9 protein-coding genes and 3 pseudogenes are annotated in these 13,247 nt (G+C 45.7%); 8 read left to right on the top strand and 4 right to left on the bottom strand.

Annotated features, from left to right (window positions below; all coding sequences use genetic code 11):
- Positions 1 to 192 precede the first annotated feature (192 nt).
- On the bottom strand, positions 193 to 792 hold the full coding sequence (locus CDG76_RS06595; protein WP_094348256.1) for a macro domain-containing protein: 600 nt from the start codon (positions 790 to 792) through the stop codon (positions 193 to 195).
- Positions 793 to 958: 166 nt separating this feature from the next.
- On the opposite strand from CDG76_RS06595, the gene fusA reads away from it, so the two are divergent.
- The 3 genes from fusA to CDG76_RS06580 all read left to right on the top strand — a co-directional run bounded on the left by fusA (position 959) and on the right by CDG76_RS06580 (position 4,324).
- Positions 959 to 3,025 carry an elongation factor G gene (fusA, locus tag CDG76_RS06590; protein ID WP_094348255.1) on the top strand — a complete coding sequence of 689 codons (2,067 nt, stop codon included), beginning with the start codon at positions 959 to 961 and terminating at the stop codon, positions 3,023 to 3,025.
- Positions 3,026 to 3,197: 172 nt separating this feature from the next.
- Complete coding sequence (locus tag CDG76_RS06585; RefSeq protein WP_094348254.1) at positions 3,198 to 4,079, top strand: GNAT family N-acetyltransferase; 882 nt, start codon at positions 3,198 to 3,200, stop codon at positions 4,077 to 4,079.
- Positions 4,080 to 4,138: 59 nt separating this feature from the next.
- Complete coding sequence (locus CDG76_RS06580) at positions 4,139 to 4,324, top strand: hypothetical protein (RefSeq protein ID WP_143854036.1); 186 nt, start codon at positions 4,139 to 4,141, stop codon at positions 4,322 to 4,324.
- A gap of 84 nt (positions 4,325 to 4,408) precedes the next feature.
- Here CDG76_RS06580 and CDG76_RS06575 read toward each other — a convergent pair whose 3' ends face one another.
- Positions 4,409 to 5,125, bottom strand: coding sequence for a molybdopterin-dependent oxidoreductase (locus CDG76_RS06575; RefSeq protein ID WP_094348253.1), 717 nt, complete (start codon positions 5,123 to 5,125; stop codon positions 4,409 to 4,411).
- A gap of 525 nt (positions 5,126 to 5,650) precedes the next feature.
- Between CDG76_RS06575 and CDG76_RS06565 the strand changes: the two are divergent.
- The 3 genes and pseudogenes from CDG76_RS06565 to CDG76_RS06555 all read left to right on the top strand — a co-directional run.
- Positions 5,651 to 6,292 (top strand): annotated as a pseudogene (locus CDG76_RS06565) (sensor histidine kinase); the annotation flags it as partial.
- Positions 6,289 to 6,768: a response regulator gene (locus tag CDG76_RS06560; RefSeq protein WP_094348251.1), complete on the top strand. Its 480-nt coding sequence runs from the start codon at positions 6,289 to 6,291 to the stop codon at positions 6,766 to 6,768. The pseudogene CDG76_RS06565 and the gene CDG76_RS06560, both read left to right, overlap by 4 nt.
- Positions 6,769 to 6,876: 108 nt before the next feature.
- Positions 6,877 to 11,001, top strand: a complete 4,125-nt coding sequence (locus tag CDG76_RS06555) for a PAS domain-containing protein (RefSeq protein WP_094348250.1) — start codon at positions 6,877 to 6,879, stop codon at positions 10,999 to 11,001.
- Positions 11,002 to 11,016: 15 nt separating this feature from the next.
- Here the strand turns inward: CDG76_RS06555 and CDG76_RS38175 are convergent.
- Positions 11,017 to 11,133 (bottom strand): annotated as a pseudogene (locus CDG76_RS38175) (Uma2 family endonuclease); the annotation flags it as partial.
- A 199-nt stretch (positions 11,134 to 11,332) separates the two neighbouring features.
- Here CDG76_RS38175 and CDG76_RS06550 point away from each other — a divergent pair.
- Entirely contained in the window at positions 11,333 to 12,091 is a 759-nt protein-coding gene (locus CDG76_RS06550) for a sucrose-phosphate phosphatase (RefSeq protein ID WP_094348249.1), read from the top strand.
- The gene (gene ruvA, locus CDG76_RS06545) at positions 12,091 to 12,774 is read left to right on the top strand and encodes a Holliday junction branch migration protein RuvA (RefSeq protein WP_223265161.1); all 684 of its coding nucleotides are present in this window, start codon (positions 12,091 to 12,093) and stop codon (positions 12,772 to 12,774) included. The genes CDG76_RS06550 and ruvA overlap by 1 nt, the downstream gene beginning before the upstream one ends.
- On the opposite strand, the pseudogene CDG76_RS06540 reads toward ruvA, so the two are convergent.
- Positions 12,690 to 13,247, bottom strand: a pseudogene (locus CDG76_RS06540) (aminotransferase class I/II-fold pyridoxal phosphate-dependent enzyme); the annotation flags it as partial. The gene ruvA and the pseudogene CDG76_RS06540 overlap by 85 nt on opposite strands.

Here is a 13,247-nt window from a genome sequence, read left to right as displayed (position 1 = left end):
AGAAAATGAATTGATGTATTAAAAATTAATATTTTTTTATAAATTTTAATAAGGACATAATGCTCCCTTAATTAATAGTGTTTCTCTTCGGGTTGCAAAAATATTTGATAAATTGCATTTAAATTTTTAACACCATAGGGAACACCATATTTTCGCTGGTAATGAACTCAGACTATTATCCAAAGTCCTGCTTTACCTAAAATCTCCTCCTTCCCATATCTGAAGTTGTCTTTCAGCCGCAACTATGCAATTGAGATATTTTGGTGGGTACAGAAAATGATCGTAAGCTAAAGCCATCTGTCTAGCAGCTTCAGTATATGGCACTCGTCCTATTCCCGTACCCAATCCAGGACAGGCAATGGTGTTAATTTTTTGCCTAGCGTGTTGATTATGGTGTCGAACTGCCAGCAGCATAGCCCACATCGCAATATAAGGAATATCTGTCCCAGCAATAATCATGGGAACTCGCATAGTGGGTGTATGAGCCAAAAAAGGATGTTTGTAATGGTCTGTTTCCACAATCATTGATGTTCCCACAGGCTGTTCACCCAAATAATCCTCAAGAATACGCTGCTGGACTCTTGCCATTAAGGAATGACCGAAAAAACGGATAATTGCCGCATCTATGCCACCATCCATCATTCCGAAAGAGTTAGCAGGGCTGACCATACAATCAAAATCTGGCAACCACTCGAAATAGTTATTCACTATTTCTACATTGGGTAAATAATTAAAATGCTGTTCAAAGGCTGCACACAACAAAGAGTCAGGAGCTACCAATATCAATTTCAAGCTTTCATTTCCTCCGCTTGAATACCTATTTTAAACGTCAGCTAGGGCAAATATCAACGGTTTTTCTTTATTATCAGCCTTGTCTTTTCTTTGTAACACGTATATAATACAAAATATATCACCACTCAGCTGGTGACTGTTTGTCGCTTGAACAAAAGGAAATTTTATGATTCCCCGAACACGCATCCGAAATATTGGTATCTCTGCCCACATCGACTCTGGTAAAACTACGCTGTCAGAGCGAATTCTCTTCTACACGGGCAGAATCCACGCTATTGAGGAAGTGCGGGGAGGCGGTAAGGGTGCAACGATGGATTTTATGCCAGAAGAAAAGCTGCATGGTATAACCATCACTTCCGCTGCTACCACCTGCCAGTGGCACGATACTCAAATTAACCTGATTGATACACCTGGACACGTAGATTTCACAATTGAAGTGGAACGCGCCCTGCGGGTATTGGATGGGGCAGTGATGGTGCTGTGTGCTGTGGCAGGTGTGCAGTCCCAGTCCATTACGGTGGATCGGCAAATGAAGCGCTACCGTGTGCCGCGTTTGGCGTTCATCAACAAGATGGATCGGACGGGAGCAGACCCATTTCGTGTAGTACAGGGAATACGCGATCGCTTGCAACTAAATGCGGTATTGCTCCAGTATCCTATTGGCAGTGAAGACCAATTCCAGGGAGTGATTGACCTGGTAGAAATGACTGCTGACTACTTTGAGGGTGAAAACGGGGAAAACCGCGTGAAAAAGCCAATTCCCGAACCTCTTAGGGATGAGGCGCAACAGGCACGGGAGAAGTTGCTAGATACTTTGTCGCTGTTCTCAGAAACGATGACCGAGATGTTGTTGGCTGGTGAGGAAATTCCTAAAGAATTAATTTGGGAAACCATCCGACAAGCAACTTTGAGCCTAGAATTCACACCAGTACTGCTGGGTTCGGCATTCAAAAATAAAGGAGTGCAAAACTTATTGGATGCAGTTACGCTCTATCTACCATCTCCCGTAGATAGGGAAGTCAAGGGACTAGGGACTGGGGATTGGGGACTGGGAACTAGTACAAGCAATTCCCAATCCCCAGTACCCAGTACCCAATCCCTAATCACTCTTTCCCCTGACCCTGATGCTTCCTTGGTGGCATTGGCATTTAAACTCACCGTTGAATCCTTTGGACAGTTGACCTATACCCGGATTTACTCTGGGACGCTCAAACCCGGTGATACCGTCTACAACTCGCGGACTGAACAGCGAGTGCAAATCGGTCGCTTGGTGAGAATGCACGCCAATAAGCGAGAAGAGGTACAAGTCGCCGTAGCAGGGGATATTGTGGCTTTATTGGGTGTGGATTGTGCTTCTGGTGATACATTCTGTTCTGGGGAACCACTGGTATCTCTAGAGAAGATGTTTGTGCCGGAACCAGTGATTACGCTGGCAATTACGGCCAAGAAACAGGAAGATAGCGATCGCCTTTCCAAGGCACTCAATCGCTTTCAAAGGGAAGATCCCACCTTCCGGTTGAGTATCGACCCCGAATCAGGAGCAACTTTGATTTCTGGAATGGGCGAACTCCACTTGGAAATCTACCTGGAACGCATCCAACGGGAATACAATGCCGAGGTCTACGTCGGTACTCCTGCGGTGGCGTACCGGGAAACCATTAGGCAACAAGCTACCTTTGACTACCGATTTAAGAAACAGTCAGGCGGCCCTGGTCAGTACGCCCATATTACTGGGTGGATTGAACCTACAGATGAGCCGTTTGTCTTTGAGAATCGGGTGGTTGGAGGTGCGATTCCCAAAGAATATATCCCGGCGTGCGAGAAGGGTTGCCGTGAGGCGATGCAATCAGGAAAGCTGGAAGGCTATCCGGTAACTGGGGTGAAGGTCGTTTTGGATGGCGGTTCTTATCATCCAATTGACTCTTCAGAATTGGCTTTCCGGTCAGCTTCCCATCAAGCAATTGAGGGTGCGATCGCCAAAGCCAAACCCTACATCCTGGAACCCATTATGCTTGTAGAGGTGGAAACACCCCATGAGTTTATGGGAAGGATTCAGGGTGACTTATCCTCTCGTCGGGCTTTGTTATTGGGTTCTGAGACAATGCAGGGATACACGGTGATTCGAGCAGAAGTACCGCTGGCGCGAATGTTTGGGTATTCTACAGAATTGCGATCGCTTACTTCTGGTATGGCTACTTTTTCAATGGAGTTTGCCTGCTATCGCCAGTCCTAGCATCTTGAAGTAGCTTTTAGGGACACAGCCTAACTGTGTCCCTTTCAATTATCAGGAGGTTTTTGTGCCTATTTTGAGAACTCTGCAACCTGGAGATGAAGTATCGACCTGTTTCTGGATTTGCTGGAATTGATTTTGTAGTCTCTACTGAATTGATTGTAATACTTGAATTATGAGCCAGTATCGTTTCAAACAGTCATTCTCTGATGATCCCAGCTTAAGCGATAAGCTTTTTGACTTGATGGAAGTCACATTTCCCGGACTCAGCAGTTTAGCAGAATGTGCAAGAAAACTAGGTGCATCCTGGGAAACAGCTTCAACTCCCTTTATCCGTTTTCATGATGATATAGCTATTACCCATGTGGGAGTGTTAGAAATTCCCATGCAAATTATGGGACAAAGGCTGACTGTCGGAGGAGTTCATGGAGTAGCTACCCGTGCAGAGTATCGCCGGAGAGGGTATTACCGTGAAGTGATGGAGGAAGTGCTAGGGTATTGCGATCGCGATCGCCTTTACGAAACCCTGGTACTGACGACACCACAACCAGAGTTTTACTTACCTTTTGGCTTTCGTGTTATCGAAGAACACATCTTTAAAGTTAAGTGTTACCCCACAAGTAGCACTTATAGCTTCCGAGTACTGGATTTTACCAATACCAAAGACTACACATTGCTACACAGACTTTTAGAAACACGCATTCATGTTTCTAATATAGTTGGCGTAGTCAACGAAAAACCTGTATTCTGCGTCAATGAAGGAAGTCGTCCTTTATACTATGCAGAAGATTTAGATTTAATTGCCTGTATGGAGATAGAAGATAACCGACTTCATCTTTTCGATTTAGTGACAACGCAGATATGCCCTTTAAAGAATATTCTTAGTAAGATACCTCAACCCATTAAAGAAGTGGTGATTTACTTTAGTCCAGAACTTCTTGATGTCAAAGATGTGCAAGCATTCCCCCATACTTTTGATGAAACTGTGCTGATGGTTCGCGGTAACTTTGCAGCAGAGGGCGAGAAATTTATGCTGCCGCGTTCTGCAAGGTGTTGAGTTACTCAAAAACAATTGAATCATAATAGAACTGAGAGTTTCATCATCAGGACTGCTTTATGATGTATCAAACCGACCCGCCGCGATCGCCAAAAGATGTATTGCCGACCATGTATGATCTTCCCAGTGAAGACCCAGAGGAGCCTGGTTTGCCCGATCAGTTTCATTTATTGCAACCTCGTCTGTTAGACGAAACCTTTCGTCCACCAAAGCTGAAAAAGAAAGACAACGAGCTGAACGGTTGATTGCACAATTGCGTAGACACGAAGTGGCTTGTCGTTAGACATCGCTAGGTGTTGAACCCGATATAGATTAGCTTTTTGCCTGCCTTATAGCCCTGCAAACCACTCATAGCCTTGATCTTCCCAATAGCCTTTAGTAGGTAACAAATTGCTGACAAATGTAATTTGAGTTACCCACTTGCTTTGCTTGTAGCCCAGTTTAATTGGAGATGCTAGGCGCATCGGCGCACCATTATCAACTGATAAGGGTTGTCCATTCTTTTGATAAGCCATGAGAGTTTGGGGATGTATAGCAGAAGCAAGATCCCAGCTTTCATAATAGCCATCAGCAGATTTGAAGTAGACATAGCGGACATTTGACTTCGGCTGTACCAGCGCTACTAAATCTCGTAATCGCACACCTCCCCATTGAACGATCGCAGCCCAGCCTTCAACACAGACATGGCGAATCACCATTGAAGTCAAGGGCAGTTTTTGAATATCTGCCATGCTCAATTGCATCGCATTATTGACCTCACCATCAATTATTAAGCGAAACTGTGCCGGATCAATTTGCGGAGTGAAGTCAAAGGTATTAACCAGCAATTTATCTGCTTCTATGGCACTGACAGGAAATTCAAGTATAGGTTTTTGAGTTAAGAGGAGTGCTTCAAGACTTTGGTTTAGTGGCTCAGATATTTGCCGCAGATTATCTGAGAACAAATTTGTCCCACAGCCACCAAGAAGAAAGCCTACCCCTGAAAGTCCAGACACTTGCAGTAACCGACGACGGGATAGGGTACGTTTGGGAAGAATCAGACTCATAAAACCTCTACAGAAACATAGATTTCACTAAATGCACGCTTCCTACCTTCAGGGCAAGTAAGGAATGAGCAATTGTAAACAGTATGACAGTAGGAACAGTGATAAAGTGAACAGTGCGTAGAGTTTGCCAACTACCAAACAGCCCGGAAAGCCAATACAGTTGAGCCGGTTTATTACATCGTCAGACCACTCAAAATTGCCAGCAGTAATATCAAGTTCGGATGAGTACTTATAATAAAACTGGAACAGTTGCAGTGCATCTATCTAAGTCTTATGCCGAAACGGATGATTTAATCTCTGGTTTAACTTGCTACTACTGGTGGCCAAAAACAAGGACAGCTTAATTATAAGTGTTCATCCGAACTTGATACAAGAGGAACCATTACCCGCATTCAAAAAGCACCTACACTACTGGAAATGTGCCAGATTGTGGTGACAGAAGTCCGGCGAATCACTGGTTTCGATCGCGTCATGGTCTATCGATTCGATCGCGAAGGGGCAGGCAGTGTCATCGCTGAAGATACTAATATAGCGAAACTGCAAACCTTGGTGCGGCTGACGCAGCGAATGGAAGACTTGATCAATTCCCTCCTCCATTTCTCGCGGTTGGGACGCGCCGAACTGATCCGGCAACCAGTGCATCTAAACGAGTTAGTACCCCAGGTAATCGCCACCTTGACCATTGCCCGACCACAAAGCGAAGTCGAGTTTCGCATTCCTCACCCCTTTAAGACAATTCAATGCGATCGCGCTCAGATTAATGAACTCTTCAGCAACCTAATCAGCAACGCCATCAAGTACAATGATAAACCCCAGAAGTGGGTCGAAATTGGTTTCATCGAATCGGGGCAAACCAACCAAATCTCAAAAGAATTTCTTCCCCAATCTCCATTACCCCTTATCCCCAGAGGGGTCCCCACCTTCCCCAGTCCCCAGTGCTTCTACGTTCGTGATAACGGCATTGGCATCTCCCCAGAGCATCTCGACAAAATCTTTGAAATCTTCCGCCGATTACATGGACGGGACGAATTTGGCGGTGGGACTGGGGTAGGGTTAACCATTGCCCGCAAAATTGTGGAACGTCACGGTGGTAGAATCTGGGTGGAATCTACCCCCACTGAAGGTAGTACATTTTACTTCACCCTGTCAGCGGAGGCAAATACATGACTCAGATTTCAGTCTCCCCGATGCAGCAAACGCCACTACTTTTAATTGTCGAGGATAGCAACGAAGACTTTGAGGCACTGCAACGATTTCTAGGGCGATCTACCATTGCGATCGCTATTCAGAGGTGTGTGAATGGGGAACAAGCCTTGGCGTTTCTTTATCGAACTGGCAGCTATGTAGAGCGCCAGAGTGCGCCCCGTCGCGGCTTGATTGTGCTTGACTTGAACCTGCCCGGAACCGATGGACGAGAAGTGTTACGCCGGATTAAACAGGATGACAACTTGAAGATGATTCCGGTGGTGGTGTTTACTACCTCTAACAATCCTAAAGATATTGAAGTATGTTATCAATATGGTGTCAACAGCTATATTGTTAAACCAATCAATTTTGCTCAACTGAAAAGAGATATTCAAATGCTCGTGGAATATTGGTTTGAAGTAACGACATTACCTGATTACCCGCAGGATTCGTTATGATAAAATCTTTACATAGGTGAGGATTTTAGCGCTATTTTTAAAACACTAATTTCTCTATGATAACCTGCGGAATGTGGGCTTTAACTCTATCCGCTAAATTAATTTTACATGTCTCAGCAACAGCGCACCCTCCTAATTGTCGATGATTCCCCAGAAGATCGAGAACTATATCGGCGGTATTTGCGGCGCGATCGCGAATCTTCTTACACTATCCTAGAAGCAACGCTGGGACAACAAGGGCTAGAACTTTGGCAGCAACATCAGCCTGATGCTGTGTTGCTTGATTATCGACTGCCCGACATGGACGGACTGGAATTTCTGGCACAATTGCAACCCTCGACCCAACAGCCTTGCCTACCTGTGATTGTCGTCACTGGGCAGGGGAATGAGGCGATCGCAGTTAAGGCGATCAAAGCGGGCGCACAAGATTATATTATCAAAGAGCAAATCACCGCAGAAGGGCTGCAAATAGCAGTCAATGGGGCAATTGAAACCGTGCGGTTACGCACCCAACTACAACAGCGTATTGAACGAGAGCGCGTAGTCTCACATATTACCCAGAAAATTCACCAATCGCTGAATCTGGATGAAATTCTTCAAACAACTGTAGCCGAAGTGCGAGAATTTCTGCACACTGATCGCGTCTTAGTTTTTCAGTTAAAACCTGACGGGAATGGCACAGTAATAGCAGAATCAGTTGGGACACAGTGGCGATCGCTGCTTTCGTCTACTATGTACGATCCCTGCCTTGCTGAGAGCTACATTGTCTCGAATCGACCGCAACCTGTCAAGCACGATCCCGCCTCGATTAAAAATTATATCGAACGTTATTATCAGGGGCAAGTAACGGCAGTATCAGATATTCACGATCGCAGTCTTGACCCCTGCCACAGTGAATTGTTGGCACAGTTTCAAGTCAAAGCTCATCTGGTTGTACCAATTCTGCAAGACAACCAGTTTTGGGGATTGCTAATTGCTCATCATTGTACCTCCCCTCGATTTTGGCAGCCCTTAGAAATTGACTTGCTTAAAGAGTTGGCAACTCAGATGAGTATCGCCTTACGACAGGCAGAACTGTATCAGCAGGCACAGCATGAACTAAAGGAACGCCAACAGGTAGAAGCAGAACTACGCCAGAGCGAAGAACGGCTGCGATTGGCACTATCAGCTTCGCGGATGGGAACGTGGAACTGGAACATCCAAACGGGAAAAATTTCCTGGTCGGAGAACCTGGAAGCCTTATTTGGACTGGAGCTAGGAGAGTTTGACGGCTCATTCGAGATGTTTGCCGCGCGAGTCCACCCTGACGATCGCGATCGCGTTTTGGCAGCCGTCGAGCGTGCCATCGCCACCGGAGAAGACTATGACATTGAATTTCGAGTAGTATATCCTGATGGCACGATTCGGTGGGCACTGAGTCAGGGTAAGGTATTCTACGACCAACAGGGGCAACCGATTCAAATGGCGGGTATCGATCTCGATATCACCGAACGCAAACAGGCAGAGCAAGCCCTGCGAGACAGTGAAGAACGCCTGCAAATGGCACTGGAAGGCTCTGGTGGCGGTCTATGGGATTGGAATATTGTTACCAATGAAGATTATTTTAGTTCCCGATGGCTGGAAATGCTGGGATATGAGCAAGGAGATTTACCTGGGAACTTTAGCGCTTGGGAGCGACTGATTCATCCTGACGATAAAGTTTGGGTGATGGAACGGTTGAATGCCCATCTTCACGACGATTCGGTATCTTACAAATTTGAATATCGAATGTTAACCAAGTCTGGGGAGTGGAAATGGATTGCCAACCACGGAAAGGTAGTTTCGCGCGATCGACAGGGCAATCCACTCCGCCTTTCAGGCATCCATCATGATATCAGCCACCGCAAACAGGTAGAACTTGCTCTGCGAAAGAGCGAAGAACGCTTCCGCACCTCAATTGAAAATATGCTGGACTGCTTTGGGGTATACCGTGCTGTACGGAATGAGCGGGGACAGATTGTCGATTTTGTGACTGAATATGTCAATAGTGCGGCTTGTTTCAACAATCAAATGACTTATGAGCAGCAGATTGGACGAGGGTTGTGTGAATTACTACCAGGTCATCGTGACAGTGGATTGTTTGATGAATACTGCCAGGTAGTAGAAACAGGACAGCCGCTCATTAAAGACAGCCTAGTTTATGAGGATGATTACGGACAAAAACGCTTAGTTAGAGCCTTTGATATCCGCGTGGCTAAATTTGGAGATGGATTTGTTGCCACCTGGCGAGATATCACCACTCGCCAACAAACCGAAGAAGCCTTGCGCCAGAGTGAAGAATTTAAAAATCGTATTTTAGACAGCAGTTCTGATTGCATCAAGGTATTAAACCTTGATGGGCGGCTGCTGTACATGAATACAGGTGGACTGTGTTTGATGGAAATTGATGATTTAAATTCCTATCTCAATAATGAATGGCTCTGTTTCTGGGAAGGCAGTTCTCGGCAACAGGCAGAGGAGGCACTTGCTGCCACTAAAACAGGCAAAGTCAGCATTTTTAGCGGATACTGCCCAACTGTAAAAGGTACTCCGAAATGGTGGGAAGTGGTCATTAGCCCGATTTTGGATGCTTCTGGGCAGATGGAACGAATCTTGTTGATTTCACGAGACATTACCGATCGCAAAAAGATAGAACTCCTCTTGCAGGAGAGCGAAGCCCGGTTGAAATTGGCGTACAAAGCTACGCAATCAGGATTATGGGACTGGGACATTATCCACAATAGCGCTCATGTATCTGAAGAGTACATCAATTTGTTTGGGCTTGACCCAACCACAAAGGAAATCACATATCAACTGTGGTTAAGTCTCCTGCACCCAGACGATCGCACCTCAGCCAATGAAAGAGTGAGTCGCACCATCCAGCAACAGGAAGAGTATTATGAAGATGATTACCGCGTCCTACATCCTGATGGCATTCGCTGGTTAGCGGCTAGAGGTCAGGTTTTCTATGATGCTGCGGGCAATGCGGTACGGATGGTAGGTAATGTACAGGATATCACCGATCGCAAACAAACTGAAATTGAACGCGATCGCCTATTGCAGCTAGAACAAACAGCCAGAGCCGAAGCCGAACGCGCCAATTGCATCAAAGATGAATTTTTGGCGGTTCTCTCCCACGAATTGCGATCGCCTCTTAACCCAATTCTCGGCTGGACAAAACTGCTACAAACCCGCAAATTTAGTGAAGCCAAAACAGCCGAAGCTTTAGCCACCATTGAACGCAACGCCAAATTGCAAACTCAACTGATTGATGACTTACTCGATGTCGCCAAGATTCTACGCGGCAAACTCAGCATCGAGGCTACTCCTGTGAATCTGGCATCTGTCATTGAATCTGCGATCGATACAGTAAATACAGCAGCCCTTTCCAAATCAATTGTGTTGCATTCGGTACTGCCAAATATTGGGCAAGTCTGTGGAGATTCCAACCGCCTTCAACAAATCGTTTGGAACTTACTTTCTAACGCGATCAAGTTTACCCCCAAGGGAGGACGCGTAGAAACCCGACTAGAGCGAGTCAACGAGCAAGCACAGATTACCGTCAGTGACACTGGTAAAGGCATTAACTCAGACTTTCTCCCGTATATTTTTGAGTCATTCCGTCAGGAAGATGTCTCAATTACCCGCAAGTACGGGGGGTTAGGATTGGGGTTAGCGATCGTCCGGCAGTTAGTTGAGGCGCACGGCGGCACGATCGCGGCTGATAGTCCTGGTGAAGGCTTGGGAGCCACCTTTACAGTCCAGTTGCCACTGCTGAATATTGAACCGGAAATCAAGCAGCCAGATGAGTTGCCACAACCAGCACTCGAACTTACGGGGATTCGAGTCCTCACAGTTGATGATGATCCCGATGCTCGTGAACTACTAACAGTATTGCTTACTGAATACGGAGCTACAGTCCTAACTGTTGCATCTGCGGCAGAAGTTTTAGCAAACCTGGAGTCTTTTCAACCCGATGTTTTAGTCAGTGATATTGGGATGCCCGAAGTCGATGGTTATTCCCTGATTCAACAGATCCGCACCTTAACGCCCGAAAAAAGGGGAGAGATTCCCGCGATCGCTTTGACTGCTTATGCCAGAGTTGATGATTACGAGCGAGCCATCATCAGTGGCTATCAGCGGCACGTTACCAAGCCCCTCGATCCAGAAGAGTTAGTTCAAGCTGTGGTGGCACTTGTACACAGTAAACTATAATTCAGTTTAATCGAAAGGTGATGCTACATAAACAACTCCTTCAATCAATTCGGTTTTCTTGAGATTGAGTATGGCATTATAGCGATACTCAAACTCTGCACTAATGAGGCGATCGTCATTCTCAAGAGGCAGTAGACAATACGGTTCGGTTAAGGTTTTTTGATGACAATTCTAAATCCCAAAAATGCGATCAATCATCACAAAGACGCGATAAATCGCCGTCTCTACAAAAGAATAATTTCTGATATAACGTTTTGTTTTTAGCAAACAAATCTCTTGCAAAAGTCTCTTCACGCGGTAGAATAACGAAATTTTGTAAGAGGTCTTAATTATGAAACCATTTCTGTTTGTAACCGATTTAGATGACACCCTCGTATATCGCACCGTCGGCGATGATAGCGCTTTACCAGAACTGAATCAACTCCTGAGTCAACATCGCCAAGAATACGGGACTAAAATAGTTTATTCTACGGGGCGATCGCCTGTACTTTACAAAGAACTCCAAGCTCAAAAAAATCTTTTGCAACCCGATGCCCTTGTCCTTTCTGTGGGTACAGAAATTTACCTTGATGGTACTGATACTCCAGACTCAGGTTGGTCAGAAATCCTCTCTCCGGGATGGGAACGAGAAACTGTATTGTCTATTACAAAAAAATATCCTGAGTTAGTTCGGCAACCAGATTCAGAACAGCGTCCCTTCAAAGTGAGTTGTTTCCTAGAACAAGAAGTATCTGCGAATGTTCTACCACAACTTGAAGCAGAGTTGCAGAAATCTAAATTAAATGTAAAGTTAATCTACAGTAGTGGGATTGACCTTGACATTGTACCCCATAGCAGCGATAAAGGTCAGGCAATGCAGTTTTTACGCCAGAAGTGGAAATTTGCAGCAGAACAAACAGTTGTCTGTGGTGATTCGGGTAATGATATTGCTTTATTTGCTGTAGGCAACGAACGGGGAATCATTGTGGGGAATGCCCGCAAAGAGTTACTTCAATGGCACAATGAGCATCCCGCTGACTACCGCTACCTGGCAAAAGCTTTTTGTGCAGGTGGAATTATCGAAGGCTTAAATTATTTTGGTCTCTTGTAATGATTAGTTATTTAAAAGGTATAGTCGCTGGTATCCAAACAATTGGCGCTAATCGCGTGATTCTGACTCTGGAAGTGAATGGCTTGGGGTATGATTTGCAAGTTCCCCAACGGCTAGCAAACCATTTACCAGAGTCGGGAGGAGTGGCGCAAATTTTTACCCATTTGCAAATTCGTGAAGAAGTGCCCTTTCTATATGGCTTTGCTTCTCCATCTGAACGCGATTTATTTCGCCACTTGCTGACTGTCACAGGGATTGGTGCAGCCTTAGCGATCGCCCTTTTGGATACTCTGGAACTACCAGATTTAGTCCAAGCAATTATCGCTGGCAATACACAAATCCTCATTCAGGCTCCAGGTGTGGGCAAAAAAATCGCTGAACGCATCTGTTTGGAACTGAAAAGCAAATTGGTCGAGTGGCGCAAATCAGCCGGGTTCTTCGTTGCCACAGGCGGGCCTGCACCAGGAATACTCGAAGAAGTGCAAATGACCCTCTTCGCCTTGGGATATACTGCCCATGAGGTCAGTCACGCCCTGCACGTAGTCAGCGAAGACATTGGACTACCCAAAGATGCTTATGTCGAAGACTGGATTAAACAAGCGATCGCCAATAGTGCAGTCATTGGACATAAATCGCCATCCATACTAAAGACGCTATCAGTAAGAATCAAACAGCGTCGGTAATTTTGCCGCTGCTGGTTCAACTGAGTTTTTAATACTGCCATATCACAGTGTGGGTATTCCACAACTGCTGCACCGCTGAGAATCGCTCCATTTTTCAGACTGGAATGATTGTACTGGTCAGAAAATATTAGATCGCGCTTGCCTACAAGGGCGGTAATTGCACCCAGATTGGCTAGATACCCAGAACTAAATACCAAGGCATCTTCTGTTTGTTTGGTAGATGCGATCGCCGACTCTAACTCCCTGTGTAATTCTCGATGCCCACTGAGTAATCTAGAACCAGTACTACCAGTCCCAAATTTTGCGATCGCAGCCGTTGCCGCTGCCATCAACCGCTCATCCCCAGCCAATCCCAAATAGTCATTGCTGGCAAAATTAATTACCTCTTGCCCAGCTAAAACCACCGTTGCACCCGGACGACCATCGATAGGTTGTACCGAACGATACCAGTCCGCCCGATGAATTGTTGCTAC

This window comes from Nostoc sp. 'Peltigera membranacea cyanobiont' 210A (assembly GCF_002246015.1).
GTDB lineage: Bacteria > Cyanobacteriota > Cyanobacteriia > Cyanobacteriales > Nostocaceae > Nostoc.
Note: the sequence above shows the minus strand (reverse complement) of the source record. Positions and strands in the feature narration are given on the sequence as shown.